This is a genomic window from Streptomyces sp. NPDC088794, assembly GCF_044750545.1.
Lineage (GTDB): Bacteria > Actinomycetota > Actinomycetes > Streptomycetales > Streptomycetaceae > Streptomyces.
The window spans coordinates 206118-226881 of sequence record NZ_JBIVKB010000002.1 but is presented as its reverse complement, the minus strand read 5'-3'; the positions used below and the strand labels follow the sequence as shown (position 1 = coordinate 226881).

Sequence of the window (20764 nt, the reverse complement as noted above, 5' to 3'; positions counted from 1 at the left end):
GGGCGTACCGGACGCGGCCGACTCAGTAGCCGTCGACCTTGGCCGCGACCCGCTCGCCGAGTTCCTTGTCGACGTTCTGCCAGTACTGCAGCGCCCGGGCCAGCACCGGCCGGGAGACGCCGTCCAGCAGATGCCCGGCGATGTTGGAGACCAGCCGGTCGCGGGCCGCGTCGTCGAGGACTTCGCGGACCATCGTGCCGGCCTGGCCGAAGTCGTCGTCCTCGCGGTGCGGCTTCGTCGCCTCACGGACCAGTTCACCGGCGGTCTGCCAGCTCGCCGGATCACCGAACCGCGCGTAGTCCGCCGCGGGGCCGCCGTAGGAGTTCGGTGCGTACGGCCGGGCCGCGTCGGACGCCTCGTAGCGCATCGGGCCGTCCTTGGCGTACGAGTTGACCGGGGAGTGCGGTCGGTTCGGCGGCAGCTGGGTGTAGTTGGGGCCGATCCGGTACCGGTGGGTGTCCGGGTAGGAGAACAGCCGGCCCAGCAGCATCTTGTCCGGCGAGGGGCCGATACCGGGCACCAGGTTCGAGGGCTCGAAGGCGGCCTGCTCGATGTGGACGAAGTAGTCGTCCGGATTCCGGTTCAGGGTCATACGGCCGACGTCGATCAGCGGGTAGTCCCCGTGCGGCCAGACCTTCGTCAGGTCGAAGGGGTTGAAGCGGTAGTCCGCCGCGTCCTCGAACGGCATGATCTGGACCTTCAGGCTCCAGCTCGGCGCGTTCCCGGACGCGATCGACTCGTAGAGGTCCCGGCGGTGCTTGTCGCCGTCGGACCCGGCCAGTTCGTCGGCCTCGGCCTGGGTGAGGTACTCGATGCCCTGGTCGGTCTTGAAGTGGTACTTCACCCAGAACCGCTCGCCGCCGCCGTTGATCCACATGTAGGTGTGGGAGCTGTAGCCGTTCATGTGGCGGTACGTCTTCGGGATGCCCCGGTCGCCCATCAGCCAGGTCACCTGGTGTGCCGACTCGGGGGAGAGGGTCCAGAAGTCCCACTGCATGTCGTTGCTGCGCAGTCCGGTCGCCGGGTGGCGCTTCTGCGAGCGGATGAAGTCCTGGAACTTGATGGTGTCCCGGACGAAGAAGACCGGGGTGTTGTTGCCCACCATGTCGTAATTGCCGTGCTCTGTGTAGAACTTGAGCGCGAAGCCGCGGGGGTCGCGCCAGGTGTCGGGCGAGCCCTGCTCGCCGGCCACGGTCGAGAACCGGGCCAGCATCTCGGTGCGCCTGCCGGGCTGGAAGAGGTCCGCCCTGGTGAACTGGCTGACGTCGTTGGTGACTTCGAACGTCCCGTACGCGCCGCTGCCCTTGGCGTGGACCACCCGCTCGGGGACCCGCTCCCGGTTGAACTGGGCCATCTTCTCGATGAGGTAGTGGTCCTGGAGCAGGATCGGGCCGTCGGGCCCGACGGTGAGCGAGTGTTCGTCGCTCTCGACGGGGATGCCCGCGTTGGTCGTCGTGTACGGAATCTGCTGGGGTGCCTGCGTCACGATTGTCCTCCCATCCTCGGGTGAGGGGTCGGTCAGGCGCTTCGCGTACCCCAGCAGTCAACGCCTCCAACATGATGTCGGCAACTTTTGGAATTAATCCAAAACTGATTCAGTTCCGGTTCAGCTCGAACCAGACCACCTTGCCGGTGCTGAGCCGGGTCGCTCCCCACCGTCTGGCCAGTTTGTTCACCAGGTACAGCCCGCGACCGCCCTCGTCGGTGGCCCGCGCCTGCCGCAGCCGCGGCAGCTGAGGCACGTCGTCGCCGACCTCGCAGCGCAGCACATCGGTGCGCAGCAGCCGCAGGGTGACCGGCCGCGAGGCGTACCGCACGGCGTTGGTCACGACCTCGCTGACCAGCAGCTCGACCGAGTCGCTCATGTCCTCCATGCCCCAGCGGGACAGCGCCCGCCGGGCCAGCCGGCGGGCCCGGCCGGGGGCCGCGTCCTCCGGTTCGAGGAACCAGTACGCCACGTCGCTGGGCGCGATCCCGTCGAAGCGGGCGGCGAGCAGCGCGATGTCGTCGTCCCGGTCGCCCGGGCCGAGCATGTCGAGCACCTCGTCGCAGAGGGCCTCCAGCGGCGGCGGATGGTCGGGGCCGGTCAACTGCGCGGTCGCGGCGAGCTTCTCGCGCAGCTGCTCTATGCCGGTCCAGACGTCCCGCAGGCGGGACTCGACCAGGCCGTCGGTGTAGAGGAGCAGGGTGGCGCCCGCGGGCGCGTCCAGCTCGACGGCCTCGAAGTCCACGCCGCCGACGCCGATCGGGGCGCCCGGCGGCACCCGCAGCACCTCGGCCCGGCCGCCCAGGTGGAGCAGGACGGGCGGCGGGTGGCCGGCGTTGGCGATGGTGATGCGGTGCGAGACCGGGTCGTAGACCGCGTAGAGGCAGGTCGCCATGCGGTCGGTGCCCAGGCGCTGGGCCTGTTCGTCCAGGTGGTGCAGGACCTCCTGCGGGGGCAGGTCGAGGCCGGCCAGCGTCTGGGCCGTCGTGCGCAGCTGGCCCATGATCGCCGCGGAGGTCATGGAGTGACCCATGACGTCACCGACGACGAGCGCCACGCGGCTGCCGGGCAGCGGGATGGCGTCGTACCAGTCGCCGCCCACCCGGGCCGTCTCGGCGGCCGGGAGGTAGCGGGAGGCCAGCCGGACGCCCGTGGGGCGCGGCAGCGTCTCGGGCAGCATCGTGCGCTGCAACTCGTCGGCGATGTAGGCCTCGCGGCCGTACAGCACCGCCTTGTCGATGCCGAGCGCGCTGTGCGTGGCCAGTTGGGCCGCGACCAGCAGGTCGTCCGGCTCGAAGGCGATGCGGTCGGGGCGGCGCAGGAAGAGCGCGGCGCCGATCACCCGGCGCCGGCCGCGCAGCGGGGCGAGGATCGCGCGCTGGCCGCCGGGCACGCTGAACTCGCAGCCGTCGCCCAGCAGTTCGGGCAGGGCGGCGCGGGCCGCAGGGGCGTCCGTGAAGACCGGGCGCACCCCGCGCAGCACCTCGGCGAGCGCGCTGCCGGGGCGGACCTCGCACAACTCGGCGCCGAGCAGATCCAGTTCGGTCACCTCCGCGGGCTCCGGCTGGAGCGCGGGCGTGAATCCGGCCTCGCTGTCCCGCTCCGCCGGTATCCGGTCGGTGCGGCGCAGCCGCAGCAGCAGCGGTCCGGTGGGCCGCTCGTCGCCGACCGGCAGCGGGTCGCGCAGATAGACCAGGATCGCGTCCGAGAACGTCGGGACGGTGGCCCGGCACAGCCCCATGACGATCTCGTCGAGGTCGATGCCGCGGGCGATCCGCCGGGTGGCGGCGCCCACGAACCGCAGCCGGTCCCCGTCCCGCCGCATGGGCGTGGGCCGCCCGGGCGGCAGACCCTGTCCGGTACGGCGCTCGGAGTCGCCGGAGCCCTGCGGCCCCGCCTGCTCGGCGCCGGGCTGGGTGGGGATGCCCTCGGGCGCGGGCCGCGGCCGGTGCGTGTCCGGTTCCGCGACGGCCGGCTGCGAGTGCTCGGAGCCGGCCGCGTCCGCGGAAGTGGCCGGATCCGTGCCCTGGCTCGTGCTCTTACCCGTACCCGTGCCCTTGTCGCACGGATGAGCCGTGCCCGGTGTCGACGGTGTCTCGCCCGTGCGCGCCTGTGCGGGTAAGGCGGCCGAGGGCGATGCCGTCGCCGGTGTCGGGGTGTGCAGGAGCGCCCCGCGGGGGTCAGCGGGGTCGACGCCCGGCTGTGGGCGCTCGAAGGAGATGGGGTGCTCCGTCACGCGTGTCGAATCCGTCCGTCCGGGGCTGCGCGCCGCGCGCGCAGTTCGTCCCGCAGAAAACCCGATACCCGGAATGCGTGTCCCAGGAACGGAATTCCCGCGTGGTCAGAAGCTGTTCCTGCGCCACCGGCGCACCGTCTGCGGCTCCCAGGGCCAGGGGCTGTCGTTTGGATCAGGTTGGCTGTGAGGTGCGGTACCTCTTGGCCGAGCCGAGCGGGGTCTGGTGCGTGCAGCTGCAAGGCGGAGGAGGGAGTCGACGCGGAGCGTCGGCGACCGACGACAACGCGGCAGATGTGCGTGCCAGACCCCGCGACGCCGGGCTGATCCAAACGGCAGCCCCTAGGACCCGCGTCCACGCAGGCCCTTTCGGTCTTGCCCTCGTACCCCTCGCTCACGTCCTGCCGCCCCTCGGTGACGATCGGTCAAGCCCAGCGCATGCTCCGGGAGTTGCTACTGCGCGCCCTTGCGGAGGACGATCCTACGGTTGCGGACCGGGGGCGCATCAAGGGTCTCATGTGGACATGTGCGCGGGCATACGGTCCCAGCCCTCCGGGAGTGACGGTACATCCCAGGACGGATCCGGGCGCCAGTGCTGCCATCCGTCGCCGAACGGCGGGCCCCAGGCGCGGATCACCTCCACCGCCGAACGTCCCGCCTCCCGTACCCGTTCGGCGACTTCGGCGTCCATCAGCCCGTCCCGCTGGGCCTGCGCGAACTCGTCCTCGTCCCGCCAGTGCCAACTGCGGTCCGGGTGCACGGAGATGTCGAGGAAGTGGTCCTCGGAGTCGACGCCGCCGGCCCAACGCACCAGCGGCGTCTCCAGGTTCACGTACCAGTTCTTGAACCGCCAGCCCGGCTCCCAGAACAGCCACACCGACCAGGGCTCACCCGGCCGCGCCAGCTTCAGCACGCCCGTGCCGAACCAGGTGTCGAGCTGGACCGTGCGCGGCTTGGTGTAGCGCGACTCCAGCGGCTCCTGGTGCACCGGCGTTCCGTCACTGAGCACCGGCTTCACGCACTCGGTGCCGGGCGCGAGCCACACGGCGAGCAGCTCGGCGTCGTCACTCACGACCGTGACGGGGCGCGCGATGTGAAAACCCCGGCCCGCGTTCTCCCGGTACCGCCACAGGATCTGACTCCCGGGGGCCCAGAATCCCGCCGAACCGCCCGTTTCCGCTTCAGCTCTCACCGCTCCGCCCTCTGCCATGCACAGATATTAGGTGCCACAGGCATACGACGCTGCGGTCCGCGTCACGGTTCACGAACACTCTGGTTCTGGTTCGCAATCGGTTACGGGTGCGTCATGCGCAGGACATCCAGGGCCTCGTCGAGCTGTTCGACGGTGAGGTCGCCGCGTTCGACGTACGGGCCCTCCAGCACCACCTGGCGGATGGTCTTCCGCTCGGCCAGCGCCTTCTTGGCGACCTTGGCGGCCTCCTCGTACCCGATGTACTTGTTCAGCGGGGTCACCACGGACGGGGAGGACTCGGCGTACTCGCGGGCCCGCTCGCGGTGCGCCACGATGCCGTCGATCGTGCGGTCGGCCAGCAGGCGGGAGACGTTGGCCAGCAGCCGGACCGACTCCAGGACGTTCTTCGCGATCACCGGCAGCATCACGTTCAGCTCGAAGTTGCCGGCGGCGCCCGCGGCGGCCACCGTCGCGTCGTTGCCCACGACCTGCGCGGCGACCATGAGCACGGCCTCCGGGACGACCGGGTTGACCTTGCCGGGCATGATCGAGGAACCGGGCTGGAGATCGGGGAGGGAGATCTCGGCGAGGCCGGTGCGCGGTCCGGAGGCCATCCACCGAAGGTCGTTGGAGATCTTGGTGAGGGAGCCGGCGATCGTCCGCAGCTGTCCGCTGGTCTCGACGACGCCGTCCCGGGCGCCCTGGGCCTCGAAGTGGTTGCGGGCCTCGGTGAGCGGGAGCTCCGTGGCGCGCGCGACCTCCTCGATCACGGCCGCGGAGAAGCCGGGCGGGGTGTTGATGCCGGTGCCCACCGCCGTGCCGCCCAGCGGCAGCTCGGCCAGCCGGGGCAGCGAGGCGTGCAGCCGCTCGACGCCGTACCGCACCTGGGCCGCGTACCCGCCGAACTCCTGCCCCAGCGTCACGGGCGTCGCGTCCATCAGATGGGTCCGCCCCGACTTCACCACGTCCGCGAACTCCTCGGCCTTGCGCTCCAGGGAGGCGGCGAGGTGCTCCAGGGCCGGCACGAGGTCGCGGGTGACGGCGGCGGTGGCGGCGATGTGCAGGGAGGACGGGAAGACGTCGTTGGAGGACTGGGACGCGTTCACATGGTCGTTCGGATGGACGTCCCGGCCAAGTCGCTCGGTCGCCAGCGTCGCGATGACTTCGTTGGTGTTCATGTTCGAGGAGGTGCCGGAGCCGGTCTGGAACACGTCGACCGGGAACTGGTCGTCCCAGTCCCCGCGCGCGACCTCCGCCGCCGCCTCCTGGATCGCCTCGGCGATGTCCTTGTCGAGCACCCCGAGCCGGGCGTTCACCTTCGCCGCGGCTCCCTTGATCCGCGCCAGCGCCTCGATGTGCGCGCGCTCGATCCGCTGCCCGGAGACGGGGAAGTTCTCTACGGCCCGCTGCGTCTGCGCCCGCCACTTGGCGTCGGCGGGGACGCGGACCTCGCCCATGGAGTCGTGCTCGATGCGGTAGTCGCTCATGTCCCGTACAGCGATCGGGGCGGCCCGGATGTTCCGGACCAGGGCCGTTCTTCGCGTACTTCGCCCGAACGGGTTTCCGGCCTGTGACCCAGGTCTCAGAACGGCCGTGCAGCAGAAGCGGAGGTGTCCACGTCGAGAAGGGATGACAGGAAGGGAGGAGCGTGTGGAGAGGGACTTCAAGGCACCGGACTTCACGGCGGCGGACTTCCCGGCACCGGCTTTTCCGGCATCGGACTTCCAGGAATTCGTGGCCGCTCGATCGACCGCGTTGTTCCGGGGCGCCCTGGTCCTCACGGGCAACCGTGAGGCGGCGGAGGACCTGGTCCAGGAGACCCTGGAGAAGGCCTGCCGCAAGTGGCGCGTCATCGCCTCGAAGGACGCTCCGGACGCCTACGTCCGGCGGATCATGGTGAACCTGGCCAACGACCGCTGGCGGAGATTCCGCCGCCTGACCACGACTCCGCACCCGGAGGCCGGCGACACCGCCGCCCCGGGTGACGAGTACGGACAGGTGGACAGCAGGGACCAGTTGGTGCGCGCGCTGCAGCAACTGCCCATGCGGATGCGGACGGTGGTGGTGCTCCGGTACTTCCACGATCTCTCGGACGGCGAGATAGCGGCCGACCTCGGCATCACGCCGAGCACGGTCCGCTCCCAGCTGGCCCGGGGCATCGAGAAGCTCAGAAGCCAGTTCTCCGCGCTCTCCGGCCCTTCGGCCCCGCGGCACACGGAAGGAATCCGATGACCTCGTACGGCGACGCACGGCCTTCCGGCCGCACACCTTTCGAAGAGGAACTGATGAACGCCATGAACCGACTCGCCGACTCCGCCGAGACCCCCGAGTTCGACGCCCCCCGGATCGAGCGCCGCACCCGTCGCCGCCGTACCGCCGGCATCGCGACGGTCGCCGCCGCGCTCATCGCGGCGGGCGGCGGCACGGCCCTGGCCACCTCGGTGGCGAGCAGCAGCAGTTCGACCCCGGCGTCGAGCACCAGCAGCCCGGCCGCCACCGCCGCCACCGGCAGCGACGCCACCACCCTGCTCTACACCTTCGCCGACGGCACCCACACGCGGATGGAGGTCGGCGGCTACGACCTGCAGATGGCCAAGGCCGTCCTGGAGAAGACCCAGACGAAACTCGGCAGCGTCACGAAGAAGGCGGTCAAGAACTGCAAGCCGGGCTCGGTGGTCGAGGTGTCGCCGCACGCCCCGACGGCCATCAAGCCGGGCGACACGATCAACATCGTGCTCTGCGCCGGCTGACCGGTCCCGACCCGGAACGACGACGCCCGCCCCTGCGTCAATCAGGGGCGGGCGTCCGTCACAGCATCACACGGTCAGGCGAGGCCGGGCCCGCGCACCGGGATCGTCGTGAACGTCGGCGCCGGGGCCGGGTCCTGGAAGAAGTCGTTGCCCTTGTCGTCGACGACGACGAACGCCGGGAAGTCCTCGACCTCGATCTTCCAGACCGCCTCCATGCCGAGTTCCTCGTACTCGACGACCTCGACCTTCTTGATGCAGTCCTGGGCGAGCCGGGCGGCCGGGCCGCCGATGGAGCCGAGGTAGAAGCCGCCGTGCGCGTCGCACGCGTCCGTGACCTGTTTGCTGCGGTTGCCCTTGGCCAGCATCACCTTGGAGCCGCCGGCGGCCTGGAACTGCTCGACGTAGGAGTCCATACGGCCGGCCGTCGTGGGACCGAAGGAACCCGACGCGTAGCCCTCGGGGGTTTTCGCCGGACCCGCGTAGTACACCGGGTGGTCCTTCAGGTACTGCGGCATCTCCTCGCCCGCGTCCAGGCGTTCCTTGATCTTGGCGTGCGCGATGTCACGGGCCACGACCAGCGGGCCGGAGAGCGAGAGCCGGGTCTTCACCGGGTACTTGGTCAGCTCGGCGAGGATGTCGTCCATCGGCTGGTTGAGGTCGATGCGGACGACGTCCGAGGACTCGTCCAGGTGCTCGTCCGTCGTTTCCGGCAGGAACCGCGCGGGGTCCGTCTCCAGCTGCTCCAGGAAGACGCCCTCGGGGGTGACCTTGGCCAGCGCCTGGCGGTCGGCGGAGCAGGAGACAGCGATGGCGACCGGGCAGGACGCCCCGTGCCGCGGCAGCCGCACCACGCGCACGTCGTGGCAGAAGTACTTGCCGCCGAACTGCGCCCCGATACCGATCCGCTGCGTCAGCTCGAAGACCTTCTGCTCCAGCTCCTTGTCCCGGAACCCGTGCCCCAGCTCCGAGCCCTCGGCCGGGATCTCGTCCAGGTAGTGCGCGGAGGCGTACTTCGCGGTCTTCAGCGCGTACTCCGCGCTGGTCCCGCCGACCACGATCGCCAGGTGGTACGGCGGACAGGCCGCCGTACCCAGCGAACGGATCTTCTCCTCCAGGAACTTCATCATGGAGCCCTCGTTGAGGACCGCCTTCGTCTCCTGGTAGAGGAACGACTTGTTGGCCGAGCCGCCGCCCTTGGCCATGAACAGGAACTTGTAGGCGCCGCCGTCCGTTGCGTACAGCTCGATCTGGGCCGGCAGGTTCGACCCGGTGTTCTTCTCGTCCCACATCGTCAGCGGAGCCATCTGCGAGTACCGCAGATTGAGGTTCAGGTACGCGTCGTAGATGCCGCGCGACAGGGCCGACTCGTCGCCGCCCTCCGTGAGGACGTTCTGCCCGCGCTTGCCCATGACGATCGCCGTACCGGTGTCCTGGCACATCGGCAGTACGCCCGCGGCCGCGATGTTCGCGTTCTTCAGCAGGTCGAGGGCCACGAACTTGTCGTTGCTCGACGCCTCGGGGTCGTCGATGATGCGCCGCAGCTGCGCCAGGTGCGCGGGCCGCAGATAGTGCTGGATGTCGTGGATGGCCTCCTCGGCGAGCTTGCGCAGCGCCTCCGGCTCCACCTTGAGGAAGGTCCGCCCGTCGGCCTCGAAGGTGGAGACACCCTCGGAGGTCACCAGCCGGTACGGGGTGGTGTCCTCTCCCATGGGGAGCAGATCGGTGTACGCGAACGCAGGGCTGGGCGGGGGGGAACTATTCGGCATCTCAGCCCATTCCTCACTCGACGGACGGTCACCCACCGACACTGGCGGGCGCTCACCAGCGTAGAACCTGCCACTGCCACGGTCCTTGTGAGGTAGTCCTCAGTTGGCCGGACTTGGTTATCCACACCCCCTAGTCGCGATCTATCGCGTTTCGGTACGCTGCTGTCGTGGACCTTCAGAAGCAGCCTCAGCAGCAGGACAAGGCACCGCGCGCCGCCGACCCCGAGGTCGTCGAGCTGCGCGCCTCGGACGCCGACCGGGACCGTATCGCCGACATCCTGCGCGAGGCCATGGCCGAGGGCCGGCTCACGCCCGACGAGCACGCCGAGCGGGTCGAGGGCGTGCTCGCCGCCAAGACGGTGGGCGAGCTGGAGGTCTTCGTCCGGGACCTGCCGGTCGCGCACCGCCGCGCCGCCCCCTCCTTCGCCGCCGACCGGCCCGCCCCGGACACGGTCCCGGCGGAGGCCGACGACAACGTGGTGGCGGTCTTCAGCGCCGCCGTCCGCAAGGGCCGCTGGCGCGCCGGGCGCCGGATCCACGCGTACGCGATCTTCGGCTCGGTGGAGATAGACCTCAGCGAGGCGATCTTCGAGTACCAACAGGTCATGATCAAGGTCGTCTCCGTCTTCGGCGACATCCAGATCCGCGTCCCGGAGAACGTGTCGCTGCGCGGCACCGGCGGCGGCGTGCTCGGCAACTTCGAGGTGGACAACCTCGACGCGGAGGACCAGGAGGCGCCCGTCGTGTACGTCGACGGGTGGGCCGTACTGGGCAATGTCGAAGGCCGACCGAAGCGCGGCAAGCTCGTCGCGGACATCATCGATCGGGTTCAGCGCAAGGTCGACAAGAATTTGCGCAAGCACTTGGGCCGTTGACGGTTGCGAATCGAACGGTTTCCGGAGGGAGTTGGTCCACCCGCGGTCGGGTGGGCACGGGGCTCCGGCGCCCCGAATTCCAGCGGTTCGGAACTCAGTGCATAGGCACGCGCACAGCGGGTAGGCCTTGCTGCATCGTCTCTCGCTCGCGAAGCCGTCGTCAGGAGTAGACCGTGCTGCAACCGCCGCATTCGTCCCTGCAGGTCGCTGCCGTTCCGGCCCAGCGGGTGCCAGTGCGGGACAGGGACCAAGACGCACCCTGGCACACCGAGGCGGTGTGCCGGCGCGACGAGGCCGGCCTGTTCTTCGCACCGTCCAAGGAACCCACCGCCGCCCGACTCTCCCGGGAGGCGGCCGCGAAGCGCGTGTGTGCCGGCTGTCCGGTCATGGTCGAGTGCCGAGAACACGCACTGCTGCAACCCGAGCCCTACGGAGTCTGGGGCGGTCTCACCGCGGCGGAACGCCGAGTGGTCCTGGCCCGCAGGCGCCGCCGCGACATGGAGTTGAAGAAGGCGGCGAGGGCTTCGGGCCGCATAGCGCAGGCAGGCTGACACACGCGAAGGGCGCCCCCACCGCACCGGGGGCGCCCTTCGCGTTCCGAACAAGCCGTTGTGAGGCCCTACTTGGCGCGGTCGAAGTCGATCGCGCTGTACGCCCGCAGCTTGCTCAGCCGGTGCTCCGAGTCGATCCGCCGGACCGTGCCGGACTTGGACCGCATCACGATGGAGTCGGTCGTGGCGGTCTCCGAGCGGTAGCGCACACCCCGCAGCAGCTCGCCGTCCGTGATCCCGGTCGCGACGAAGAAGACGTTCTCGCCCGACACCAGGTCGTTGGTGGTGAGCACCCGGTCCAGGTCGTGCCCGGCGTCCAGCGCCCGCTGCCGCTCGGCGTCGTCCTTCGGCCACAACTTGCCCTGGATCACACCGCCCAGGCACTTCACGGCACAGGCCGAGATGATGCCCTCGGGGGTGCCGCCGATACCGAGCAGCAGGTCCACGCCGGTGCCCTCGCGCAGCGCCAGGATCGAGCCCGCCACATCGCCGTCGGAGATCAGCTTGATCCGCGCACCGGTCTCCCGGATCTCCTTGATGATCCCGTCGTGCCGCGGCCGGTCCAGGACGACGACGGTGACGTCCTCGGGGGTGACCCGCTTGGCCTTGGCGACCCGGCGCACGTTCACCGAGATCGGGGCCTCGATGTCGACGAACTCCGCGGCCTCGGGCCCGGTGACCAGCTTGTCCATGTAGAACACGGCGGACGGGTCGAACATCGAACCCCGGTCCGCGGCGGCCAGCACGGCGATCGCGTTCGGCATGCCCTTGGCGTTGAGCGTGGTCCCGTCGATCGGGTCGACGGCGATGTCGCACTCGGGCCCGGTGCCGTCACCGACGCGCTCGCCGTTGAAGAGCATCGGCGCCTCGTCCTTCTCGCCCTCGCCGATGACGACGACGCCGTTCATCGAGACGGTGGAGACGAGCGTCCGCATGGCGCGCACCGCGGCACCGTCCGCGCCGTTCTTGTCGCCGCGCCCGACCCAGCGGCCCGCGGCCATCGCGGCGGCTTCGGTCACTCGGACGAGCTCAAGGGCGAGGTTGCGGTCGGGGGCTTCGCTGGGAACTTCGAGTTCGGTCGGCAAGTGATGATGCTCGGTCATCGAGGCGCACCTTTCTGATACGACGACGGCCGGATGAGGGTTCGACCATCGACTCTATCGTCAGTCCGACAAAATGAGCAGGGCCCCCCACGGATGAGCGGACCGGGCACCTGCGACGATGGGGCGCGTGGCAGGTTCGAACAGCGAGACCGGCAAGACCGGCGCGACCGGCAGGACCGGCAGGCAGAAGACGGTCCGGGACATGATTCTGTCCCTGGGCCTGATCATGATCGCGGCGGCGGTCATCTACGTCTTCATCCCGCACGACGACTCACCCCCGGACATCAAGCCGGTCGACTACCGCGTCGAACTGCTCACCGCGCGCCGTGCCGCCTCCTATCCGGTGGCCGCCCCGGAGGGCCTGTCCACGGGCTGGAAGGCGACCTCCGTCCGCTTCCGCGGCGACGAGTTCGACGCCTGGCACCTCGGCTTCAACGCCCCCGGTGGTCAGTACGTGCAGGTCGAGCAGTCGACTCAGAAGCCGGGCGCGTTCATAGACACCGCCAGCCAGGGCGCCGAGGCGACGAAGGCCACCCAGCGGATCGACGGCCGCACCTGGACGCGGTACACCGGCGGCCGGTACGACGCCCTCGTGCTGTCGGAGAAGGGCTCGACGACGGTGGTCGCGGGCACGGGCTCGTACGCGCAGCTGACGGAGATGGCGCAGGCGCTGAAGACGGAGTGACCTGCCGCCCACGTGCGACGAAGGCCCCCGGCGGATGCGCCGGGGGCCTTCACGCGTGTCGGGTCCGTCCTCAGACCGTGGTGACGACCTCGTCGTACGCCAGTCGCGGGGAGCGCGGGAACCAGGCGTCCGGGCCCGGCTTGCCGATGTTGATGACGACGAACGGCGTGTGGTCGTCGTCCAGGAACTCCTTCTGGACGCCCGCGAAGTCGAGACCGGTCATCGGTCCCGCGGCCAGGCCGGCGGCGCGGATGCCGATGATGAAGTACGCGGCCTGGAGGGCGGCGTTCAGCGAGGCGTTGGCCTCACGGACCGTGCGCTCGCCGAAGACGGCGTCCTTGGCCTGCGGGAAGTGCGGGAAGAGGGTGGGCAGTTCCTCGTGGAACTCGTTGTCCGCGGAGAGGATCGCGACCAGCGGGGCGGCGGCGGTCTTCTTCTGGTTGCCCTCGGCCAGGTGCTGCACGAGGCGCTCACGGGCCTCGGGGGAGCGGACCAGGGTGATGCGCAGCGGCGACTGGTTCATCGAGGTCGGGCCGTACTTGACCAGGTCGTAGATCGCCTGCACCTGCTCGTCGGTCACGGGCTCGTCGGTGAAGGTGTTGGCGGTGCGGGCCTCGCGGAACAGCAGGTCCTGGGCGGCGGGGGCGAGAGCGAGAGACATGCGGACTTCCTCGGGGGGTAGCCTGGAACCGGATAACCGGACCGTGGTCCGGATCTGCTTACGGCATGAAGGTACGCCAGATGAAGTTCAACGTTCAACAAAAAGCGGGGTGACGTGATCCGCTTCACATACGTGACCGGATGGCGCGTCGGCGCATACGGCAGGGGCGGCACCGTTCCGCTCGGTGCCGCCCCTGCTCCGTACCCGGTGCCGTACCTACTCGGCGTCGGCTTCTTCCGCCGCCCCGGCCTCTTCCTCCGCCAGCGCCGCGTCCAGCCGCGCCCGGGCCCCGTCCAGCCAGCGCCGGCACACCTTGGCCAGCTCCTCGCCCCGCTCCCAGAGCGCCAGGGACTCCTCCAGCGTCGTACCGCCCGCCTCGAGGCGTCGTACGACCTCGATCAGCTCGTCCCGCGCCTGCTCGTACCCGAGCGTCTCTTCCGCCACCTTGCTGGTCATTCCGCCCACCCTATGCATCGCCCGCGTCGACTCGAACCGTGAACTCGCCCTCGGCGACCCGCGCCCGCAGGGACTCCGCCGCCGTCACGTCGTCCGGCGCGCGGACCACATGACCGTCGGCCTTCTGGAGCACCGCGTACCCGCGCTTGAGGGTGGCGGCGGGGGAGAGCGCCACCACGCGCGCGTGCGTGTGCGTCAGCTCGGAGTCGGCGCGGTCCAGGAGATGCCCCAGGGTGCGCCGCCCCCGGTCGAGCAAGGACGCGACATGGTCGGCCCGCTCGTCCACCATCCGGTGCGGATCCTCTATCGAGGGCCGCGCCAGCGCCTGCGCGAGCCCGCGCTCCTCCCGCTCGACGAAGGCCCGCACCGAGCGTCGGGCCCGGTCCCGCAGCTGCCGCACGCGCTCGTGCTCCTCGCCCACGTCCGGTACGACCTTCTTGGCGGCGTCGGTGGGGGTGGAGGCCCGCAGGTCGGCCACGTAGTCCAGGAGCGGGTTGTCGGGCTCGTGCCCGATGGCGGACACGACCGGCGTACGACACTCGGCCACCACGCGCACGAGCTGCTCGTCGGAGAAGGGCAGCAGGTCCTCCACGCTGCCGCCGCCGCGCGCGACGATGATCACGTCGACGCCCTCGGTCTCGTCGAGCTCCTTCACGGCCTGCACGACCTGCGGCACCGCGTGCACGCCCTGGACGGCGACATTGCGCACCTCGAAGCGGACGGCGGGCCAGCGGTGCCGCGCGTTCTCCAGCACGTCCCGCTCCGCGGCGGAGGCCCGACCGCAGACCAGCCCGATCAACTGCGGCAGAAACGGCAGCGCCTTCTTCCGGTCCGCCGCGAACAGCCCCTCGGCGGCCAGCGACTTCTTCAACTGCTCCAGCCGCGCCAGCAGTTCCCCGACCCCGACCGGCCTTATCTCGGTGGCCCGCAACGACAACTGCCCCCGCGGCGCGTACCACTCGGGCTTCGCCTGTACGACGACCCGCGCGCCCTCGCTCACCACATCGGCGACCGTGTCGAACACCTGCCGGAAACAGGTCACGCTGATCGAGATGTCGTACGAGGGATCACGCAGCGTCAGAAACACCACACCGGCGCCGGGCCGCCGCGACAGCTGGGTGATCTGCCCCTCGACCCACACCGCCCCCAGCCGGTCGATCCACCCCCCGATCAGCCGGGAGACCTCACCGACGGGGAGCGGCGCTTCCGCGGACGTGTTGAGAGCCATGCAGGTGAGCGTATCCGCAGGCACCGACAACGGGCCGGACGCGTGCGGTGGGCTTGGCGGGAGCGGTCGTTGGGGCGGGATGCCGGGGCGGACGCGTCCGTCGAACTCTGCCGATTCGGCCCGCGTCCGTCGAGCCCCGTCGGCTCGGCCCGCGTCCGTCGAACTCTGCCGATTCGGCCCGCGTCCGTCGAGCCCCGCCGATTCGGCCCGCGTCCGTCGAACTCTGCCGATTCGGCCTGCCTCCGTCGAGCCCCGCCGATTCGGCCCGCGTCCGTCGAACTCTGCCGATTCGGCCTGCCTCCGTCGAACCCCGCCGATTCGACCCGCCTCCGCCGAGTCTCCCGGCTCAGCCTGCCTCCGCCGAGCCCCGCCGGCTCAGCCCGCCTCTGCCGGCCCCCGCCCGCGTTGTGCGAACAGCACAGCCAACCCGATCGCCAGCCACACCGCGCCCACCACCTGGGCGGTCCCCGATGCCTCGACGATCACCGCGATCGTGATCGCCGCTCCGACCACCGGCATCAGCACATGCCGCCACCAGACGACCGGTCCGCCGGCCCGGCGTACCGCGAACCAGCTCACCACGCTCGCGTGCAGCAGGGTGAAGGCCGTCAACGCGCCGATGTCGACCACCGACACCAGATGATCCATCCCGTCGTCCCGGCGAGCCGCCCAGACCGCGGCGACCAGGGTGATGACGGCCGCGCAGAGCAGCGCGATCCGCGGCACCCCGGAGTCCGTCTTGGACAGCGCCCGGGGCAGCCGCCGCTCCCGGCCCATGGCGAACAGCAGCCGCCCCGCGGCCGCCTGCCCGGCCAGCGCCGCGAAGGCCGCGCCGATCGCCTTGCTCACGGCCACCAGATCGTGCAGCCAGGTGCCGACGGAGACGTCCACGGCGTCGTAGAAGGCCGTCCCCTGCTTGCCCGGATCGGCGGCCAGTTGGGCGGACGTGGTCGGCTCCAGGAGCGCCACCAGATACGACTGCGCCACGAACAGCACACCCGCAAGCGCCAGGCAGAACAGCACCGCGCGGGCGACCTTCTCCGAGCCGCCCGTGACCTCCTCCGCGAAGGACGCGATCGCGTCGAAGCCGAGATACGACAGCACCGCCACCGACACCGCGCCGATCACGGCCGACAGCGCGAACGCCCCCTGGGTGCCGTCCCCGGACAGCGGCGACAGCCACCCCCGCTCGGCCCCGTCCCGCGCGAGGACCACCACCGCGGAGACGACGAAGATCAGCAGCACCACGATCTCCATCGCCAGGACCAGGAAGCCCACGCGGGCAGCGGCCCGTACGCCCCACAGGTTCAGCAGGGTCGTGACGACGACCGCGATCGCCGTCCACACCCAGCGCGAGACCTCCGGGACGAGGGAGTTCATCGCGATCCCCGAGAACAGGTACGCCACCGCCGGGATGAGCAGGTAGTCCAGCATCGCCATCCAGCCGGCGACGAACCCCGCCTCCTTGCCGAGCGCCACGCGTGCGTAGGCGAACACCGACCCCGCCAGGGGGACCACCCGCACCATCTGCGCGTAGCTGAAAGCGGTGAACGCCATCGCGATCGTCGCGACGACGTAGACCAGCGCCACGGCCCCGTGCGACTTCGCGTCCAGGGTGCCGAACACGCCGACGGGAGCCATCGGGGCGATGAACAGCAGCCCGTAGACGACGAGGTCCCGGAAGCCGAGGCTCCGCCGCAGGTCGTGCCCCGCCTCGTCCGTTCGTGCCGTCGTACCGGTCCCGGACATCGTGCCTCCGCCTGTGCCTCGCCCGTCGAGTCCTTCCCCACCCCTCCCACCGCAGGGCCAGTCTCCCCAAGGAGGCGATCTTTGACCCGTCGGGCGCGGCCTTACGATGGTTCTCATGACTGCTTCGCCTGGCCGCCGTGTCCTGCTCGCCGCCCCCCGGGGCTACTGCGCGGGTGTGGACCGCGCCGTGATCGCCGTCGAGAAAGCCCTGGAGCAGTACGGGGCTCCGATCTATGTCCGGCACGAGATCGTGCACAACAAGTACGTCGTGCAGACCCTTGAGAAGAAGGGCGCCGTCTTCGTCGAGCGGACGGAGGAGGTCCCCGAGGGGAACATCGTCATGTTCTCCGCGCACGGTGTGGCCCCCGTCGTCCACGAGGAGGCCGCGCGGGGCCGGCTCGCCACCATCGACGCGACCTGCCCGCTGGTGACCAAGGTCCACAAGGAAGCCGTCCGCTTCGCCAACGACGACTACGACATCCTCCTGATCGGGCACGAGGGCCACGAGGAGGTCATCGGCACGTCCGGCGAGGCCCCCGACCACATCACGCTGGTCGACGGCCCGTCCGACGTCTCCAAGGTGGAGGTCCGCGACCCCTCCAAGGTCGTGTGGCTCTCGCAGACCACGCTCTCCGTCGACGAGACGATGGAGACGGTCGACGCCCTCAAGACGAAGTTCCCGCAGCTCATCTCGCCGCCCAGCGACGACATCTGCTACGCCACCCAGAACCGCCAGCTCGCCGTGAAGCAGATGGGCGAGGAGGCCGAGCTGGTGATCGTGGTCGGCTCGAAGAACTCCTCCAACTCCGTACGGCTCGTCGAGGTCGCCAAGCTCGCCGGCTCCCGCGAGGCCTACCTGGTGGACTTCGCCGACGAGATCGACGAGGCCTGGCTGGAGGATGTCTCCACGGTCGGCGTCACCTCCGGCGCCTCGGTGCCGGAGATCCTGGTCGAGCAGGTCCTTGAGTGGCTCTCGCAGCGCGGCTTCGAGGACGTCGAACTGGTCCGGGCGGCCGAGGAGTCCATCACGTTCTCCCTGCCCAAGGAGCTGCGCCGGGACCTGCGTGACGAGGCGGCCGCGCTGGTCGCGGAGCGCGGCGGATCCGGAGCGGGGTCGGGTACGGGGTCGGGTACCGGATCCGGTGCGGGATCCAGTGCGGGATCCGTTACGGATACCGCCTCCGCTGAGTGACTGTCAGTCCATCGTCGTAACGTAGAGCCATGCAGATCTTCGGTGTGGACATCGGTGGGTCCGGGATCAAGGGCGCCCCTGTGGATTTGGACAAGGGCGACCTGGCGGAGGAGCGCTTCAAGGTGCTCACTCCGCACCCGGCGACGCCCGACGGAGTGGCGGACGGCGTCAAGGAGGTCGTCGAGCACTTCGGCTGGACGGGCCCGGTCGGGCTGACGTTCCCGGGCGTGGTGACGGGCGGGTCGACGATCCGTACGGCGGCCAACGTCGACAAGAGCTGGATCGACACGGACGCGCGCGTGCTGTTCAGCGACCGGCTCGGCGGGCACGACGTGACGGTCGTCAATGACGCGGACGCGGCGGGCGTCGCCGAGATGGCCTTCGGCGCGGGCCGCGACCGCAAGGGCACGGTCATCCTGTTGACCTTCGGGACCGGCATCGGCAGCGCGGTGTTCGTGGACGGCGTCCTCGTTCCGAACACCGAGCTGGGCCATCTGGAGCTGCACGGCCACGACGCGGAGACGCGCGCCTCCAGCAAGGCCAAGGAGGACGGCGAGCTGACCTGGGAGCACTGGGCGCACCGCGTCCAGAAGTACCTGGCCCATGTCGAGATGCTCTTCACGCCCGAGCTGTTCATCATCGGCGGCGGGGTCAGCCGCAAGGCCGACAAGTTCCTGCACTTCATCGAGGACATCAAGGCGGAGATCGTCCCGGCGCAGCTGCAGAACAACGCGGGGATCGTGGGCGCGGCGATGCACGCGGCGGGGCGGGACGGCGACCAGTAGTCGGTTGTCGGGTCGGGCCGCCTCCGGCGGCCGGCGGGTGCCCGTCCCGTCCGGTCGGCTCACCGGCAGTCGGCGGACGGTGCCCCGGTAGGTCACCGGCGGGCGGTGCCCCGGTAGGTCACCGGCGGGCGGCCCGTGCCGTCGCCGTCCGTTGGCGCATCAGGTGGATCTTGCGGGCGGAGGCGATCAGGCCCGCGACGAGGGTGCCGCCGTACAGCCAGCCGGCCTGGGTGGCGAGGGCCGTCACCAGGCCCATCAGGCGGCCGAGGATCCCACCGTTGCTGTCGGCGACGGGCAGCAGGCCGAAGGCGAAGGCGATCGGGACGACCACCGGGGCGGTCACCAGGTCGCCCCGCCGCACCCAGCACGCGGTCAGCACGCACACCGGCAGGAACAGCACGCCGTAGACGGTCAGGGACGACCCGAACAGCAGCGCGTCCAGGCCGCCGAGCACGAACATCACCGCCCCGCAGAACAGCCCGCCGCCCAGCCCCGTCAGCCGGGGGTTGGGCATCCGCCGTACCGCCTCGACCAGCGGCGAACCGGGCCGGCGTACGGGCGTCGTCGGGCGGGCGGCCGGGCGGTTCGCGGGGCGCCGCTGCCCCGGGCGCGCACCGCCGCTCCCGCTCTCGCCGCGCGTCGCCTGCGGGGGCAGCGGGGGTGTGCCGCGTCGCGGTCCGTGCTGCGGGGGTCGCGTCCTGTGTTGCTCCACTGGACAAACTTAGGTCGGTTTATGTGCCGAATCGCTTCCGGGACACGCCGGAGGGCGGACCTTGGCCAAGCGTTCGACTGGTAGCCGGGGCGGGGTCGGGCACGCCGTAGACTGGTGGATCGGCCCGCCCGCGCACTGAAGAAGAACCGCGCACCGAAGAAGGACCGGGCCCGCAATCCCAGTGCCAGCCCCAGTCCCAGCCCCTTGATGTCTCTCACGTACGGGAAGTCGCAACGTGTCGCTCACGATCGGAATCGTCGGTCTGCCGAATGTCGGCAAGTCGACCCTGTTCAACGCCCTGACCAAGAACGACGTGCTCGCGGCCAACTACCCGTTCGCCACGATCGAGCCCAACGTCGGTGTGGTCGGTGTCCCCGACGCGCGCCTGACGAAGCTGGCCGAGATCTTCTCCTCCCAGAAGGTCATCCCGGCGACCGTCGACTTCGTCGACATCGCGGGCATCGTGAAGGGCGCCTCCGAGGGCGAGGGCCTGGGCAACAAGTTCTTGGCGAACATCCGTGAGTCCGACGCGATCTGCCAGGTCATCCGCGCCTTCAAGGACGAGAACGTCGTGCACGTCGACGGCAAGGTCTCGCCCAAGGACGACATCGAGACGATCAACACCGAGCTGATCCTCGCCGACCTCCAGACCATCGAGAAGGTCCTGCCGCGCCTCCAGAAGGACTCGCGCATCAAGAAGGACATCGTCCCGAAGGTCGCGGCGGTCGAGGCGGCGAAGGACATCCTGGAGCGCGGCGACACCCTCTTCTCGCAGGGCATCGTCCAGGGCTCGGGCAAGGAGGAACTCCTCCACGACCTGCACCTGTTGACGACCAAGCCCTTCCTCTACGTCTTCAACGTCGACGAGGACGAACTGGTCGACGAGGACTTCAAGACCGAACAGCGTGCCCTGGTCGCCCCCGCCGAGGCGATCTTCCTCAACGCCAAGCTGGAGCAGGACCTCGCCGAGCTGGACGAGGAGGACGCGATGGAGCTCCTGGAATCGGTCGGCGCCGACGAGCCCGGCCTCGCCACCCTCGCCCGCGTCGGCTTCGACACCCTCGGCCTGCAGACCTACCTGACGGCCGGCCCCAAGGAATCCCGCGCCTGGACCATCAAGAAGGGCGCGACGGCCCCCGAGGCGGCCGGCGTGATCCACACCGACTTCCAGAAGGGCTTCATCAAGGCGGAGGTCATCTCCTTCGCCGACCTGGTGGAGATGGGCTCGGTGGCGGAGGCTCGCGCCAAGGGGAAGGCGCGGATGGAGGGCAAGGAGTACGTGATGCAGGACGGGGATGTGGTGGAGTTCAGGTTCAACGTCTGAGCTTGGTGACATAACA

The 20764-nt window shown here is 70.2% G+C and carries 19 protein-coding genes; 8 read left to right on the top strand and 11 right to left on the bottom strand.

The window, feature by feature from the left end; genetic code table 11:
* Positions 1 to 22: 22 nt before the first annotated feature.
* From ACIP6U_RS05585 to ACIP6U_RS05570, 4 genes are all read right to left on the bottom strand, one after another.
* The gene (locus ACIP6U_RS05585) at positions 23 to 1486 is read right to left on the bottom strand and encodes a catalase (RefSeq protein ID WP_401713434.1); all 1464 of its coding nucleotides are present in this window, start codon (positions 1484 to 1486) and stop codon (positions 23 to 25) included.
* A 109-nt stretch (positions 1487 to 1595) separates the two neighbouring features.
* Complete coding sequence (locus ACIP6U_RS05580) at positions 1596 to 3722, bottom strand: SpoIIE family protein phosphatase (protein ID WP_401713431.1); 2127 nt, start codon at positions 3720 to 3722, stop codon at positions 1596 to 1598.
* Positions 3723 to 4233: 511 nt separating this feature from the next.
* Entirely contained in the window at positions 4234 to 4929 is a 696-nt protein-coding gene (locus ACIP6U_RS05575) for a DUF402 domain-containing protein (protein WP_401713428.1), read from the bottom strand.
* An 83-nt stretch (positions 4930 to 5012) separates the two neighbouring features.
* Positions 5013 to 6398 carry a class II fumarate hydratase gene (locus ACIP6U_RS05570; RefSeq protein WP_401713425.1) on the bottom strand — a complete coding sequence of 462 codons (1386 nt, stop codon included), beginning with the start codon at positions 6396 to 6398 and terminating at the stop codon, positions 5013 to 5015.
* Positions 6399 to 6561: 163 nt separating this feature from the next.
* On the opposite strand from ACIP6U_RS05570, the gene ACIP6U_RS05565 reads away from it, so the two are divergent.
* Together ACIP6U_RS05565 and ACIP6U_RS05560 are read left to right on the top strand one after the other, a co-directional pair.
* Positions 6562 to 7143 (top strand): SigE family RNA polymerase sigma factor, encoded by a 582-nt coding sequence (locus ACIP6U_RS05565; protein ID WP_401713422.1) that lies wholly within the window; start codon positions 6562 to 6564, stop codon positions 7141 to 7143.
* Positions 7144 to 7196: 53 nt separating this feature from the next.
* Positions 7197 to 7661 (top strand): PASTA domain-containing protein, encoded by a 465-nt coding sequence (locus ACIP6U_RS05560; RefSeq protein WP_401713419.1) that lies wholly within the window; start codon positions 7197 to 7199, stop codon positions 7659 to 7661.
* A 74-nt stretch (positions 7662 to 7735) separates the two neighbouring features.
* On the opposite strand, the gene ACIP6U_RS05555 is transcribed toward ACIP6U_RS05560, so the two are convergent.
* Complete coding sequence (locus ACIP6U_RS05555; RefSeq protein WP_401713416.1) at positions 7736 to 9427, bottom strand: fumarate hydratase; 1692 nt, start codon at positions 9425 to 9427, stop codon at positions 7736 to 7738.
* A 167-nt stretch (positions 9428 to 9594) separates the two neighbouring features.
* Here ACIP6U_RS05555 and ACIP6U_RS05550 point away from each other — a divergent pair, with 167 nt between their 5' ends.
* Positions 9595 to 10302: a DUF1707 domain-containing protein gene (locus ACIP6U_RS05550; RefSeq protein WP_401713413.1), complete on the top strand. Its 708-nt coding sequence runs from the start codon at positions 9595 to 9597 to the stop codon at positions 10300 to 10302.
* A 173-nt stretch (positions 10303 to 10475) separates the two neighbouring features.
* The gene (locus ACIP6U_RS05545) at positions 10476 to 10853 is read left to right on the top strand and encodes a WhiB family transcriptional regulator (protein ID WP_123997989.1); all 378 of its coding nucleotides are present in this window, start codon (positions 10476 to 10478) and stop codon (positions 10851 to 10853) included.
* Positions 10854 to 10921: 68 nt separating this feature from the next.
* Here the strand turns inward: ACIP6U_RS05545 and glpX are convergent, their stop codons facing one another.
* Entirely contained in the window at positions 10922 to 11956 is a 1035-nt protein-coding gene (gene glpX, locus ACIP6U_RS05540; protein ID WP_123997988.1) for a class II fructose-bisphosphatase, read from the bottom strand.
* Positions 11957 to 12083: 127 nt separating this feature from the next.
* Here glpX and ACIP6U_RS05535 point away from each other — a divergent pair, with 127 nt between their 5' ends.
* Positions 12084 to 12641, top strand: a complete 558-nt coding sequence (locus tag ACIP6U_RS05535) for a DUF4245 domain-containing protein (protein ID WP_401713409.1) — start codon at positions 12084 to 12086, stop codon at positions 12639 to 12641.
* A 70-nt stretch (positions 12642 to 12711) separates the two neighbouring features.
* On the opposite strand, the gene ACIP6U_RS05530 is transcribed toward ACIP6U_RS05535, so the two are convergent.
* The 4 genes from ACIP6U_RS05530 to ACIP6U_RS05515 all read right to left on the bottom strand — a co-directional run bounded on the left by ACIP6U_RS05530 (position 12712) and on the right by ACIP6U_RS05515 (position 16735).
* Positions 12712 to 13302 carry a malonic semialdehyde reductase gene (locus tag ACIP6U_RS05530; protein ID WP_401713407.1) on the bottom strand — a complete coding sequence of 197 codons (591 nt, stop codon included), beginning with the start codon at positions 13300 to 13302 and terminating at the stop codon, positions 12712 to 12714.
* Between the two features lie 216 nt (positions 13303 to 13518).
* Entirely contained in the window at positions 13519 to 13758 is a 240-nt protein-coding gene (locus ACIP6U_RS05525; protein WP_401713404.1) for an exodeoxyribonuclease VII small subunit, read from the bottom strand.
* Between the two features lie 10 nt (positions 13759 to 13768).
* The gene (xseA, locus tag ACIP6U_RS05520) at positions 13769 to 14986 is read right to left on the bottom strand and encodes an exodeoxyribonuclease VII large subunit (protein ID WP_401713401.1); all 1218 of its coding nucleotides are present in this window, start codon (positions 14984 to 14986) and stop codon (positions 13769 to 13771) included.
* 375 nt (positions 14987 to 15361) lie between these two features.
* Positions 15362 to 16735, bottom strand: a complete 1374-nt coding sequence (locus ACIP6U_RS05515) for an APC family permease (RefSeq protein ID WP_401713398.1) — start codon at positions 16733 to 16735, stop codon at positions 15362 to 15364.
* Between the two features lie 106 nt (positions 16736 to 16841).
* Here ACIP6U_RS05515 and ACIP6U_RS05510 point away from each other — a divergent pair, with 106 nt between their 5' ends.
* Entirely contained in the window at positions 16842 to 17927 is a 1086-nt protein-coding gene (locus tag ACIP6U_RS05510) for a 4-hydroxy-3-methylbut-2-enyl diphosphate reductase (protein WP_401713396.1), read from the top strand.
* Between the two features lie 29 nt (positions 17928 to 17956).
* Positions 17957 to 18712: a polyphosphate--glucose phosphotransferase gene (gene ppgK / locus ACIP6U_RS05505; protein WP_401713394.1), complete on the top strand. Its 756-nt coding sequence runs from the start codon at positions 17957 to 17959 to the stop codon at positions 18710 to 18712.
* 118 nt (positions 18713 to 18830) lie between these two features.
* Here ppgK and ACIP6U_RS05500 read toward each other — a convergent pair whose 3' ends face one another.
* Positions 18831 to 19424: a DUF6542 domain-containing protein gene (locus ACIP6U_RS05500; protein WP_401713391.1), complete on the bottom strand. Its 594-nt coding sequence runs from the start codon at positions 19422 to 19424 to the stop codon at positions 18831 to 18833.
* Between the two features lie 235 nt (positions 19425 to 19659).
* On the opposite strand from ACIP6U_RS05500, the gene ychF reads away from it, so the two are divergent.
* On the top strand, positions 19660 to 20748 hold the full coding sequence (gene ychF, locus ACIP6U_RS05495; protein WP_401713389.1) for a redox-regulated ATPase YchF: 1089 nt from the start codon (positions 19660 to 19662) through the stop codon (positions 20746 to 20748).
* Positions 20749 to 20764: the final 16 nt, after the last annotated feature.

Excerpts from the sequence above, each read along its gene's own strand:
- ACIP6U_RS05575 (WP_401713428.1), bottom strand. The coding sequence starts at position 4,929 with ATGGCAGAGGGCGGAGCGGTGAGAGCTGAAGCGGAAACGGGCGGTTCG.
- ACIP6U_RS05570 (WP_401713425.1), bottom strand. The coding sequence starts at position 6,398 with ATGAGCGACTACCGCATCGAGCACGACTCCATGGGCGAGGTCCGCGTC.
- ACIP6U_RS05560 (WP_401713419.1), top strand. The coding sequence starts at position 7,197 with ATGAACGCCATGAACCGACTCGCCGACTCCGCCGAGACCCCCGAGTTC.
- ACIP6U_RS05555 (WP_401713416.1), bottom strand. The coding sequence starts at position 9,427 with ATGCCGAATAGTTCCCCCCCGCCCAGCCCTGCGTTCGCGTACACCGAT.
- glpX (WP_123997988.1), bottom strand. The coding sequence starts at position 11,956 with ATGACCGAGCATCATCACTTGCCGACCGAACTCGAAGTTCCCAGCGAA.
- ACIP6U_RS05530 (WP_401713407.1), bottom strand. The coding sequence starts at position 13,302 with ATGTCTCTCGCTCTCGCCCCCGCCGCCCAGGACCTGCTGTTCCGCGAG.
- ACIP6U_RS05525 (WP_401713404.1), bottom strand. The coding sequence starts at position 13,758 with ATGACCAGCAAGGTGGCGGAAGAGACGCTCGGGTACGAGCAGGCGCGG.
- xseA (WP_401713401.1), bottom strand. The coding sequence starts at position 14,986 with ATGGCTCTCAACACGTCCGCGGAAGCGCCGCTCCCCGTCGGTGAGGTC.
- ACIP6U_RS05515 (WP_401713398.1), bottom strand. The coding sequence starts at position 16,735 with ATGTCCGGGACCGGTACGACGGCACGAACGGACGAGGCGGGGCACGAC.
- ACIP6U_RS05510 (WP_401713396.1), top strand. The coding sequence starts at position 16,842 with ATGGTTCTCATGACTGCTTCGCCTGGCCGCCGTGTCCTGCTCGCCGCC.
- ppgK (WP_401713394.1), top strand. The coding sequence starts at position 17,957 with ATGCAGATCTTCGGTGTGGACATCGGTGGGTCCGGGATCAAGGGCGCC.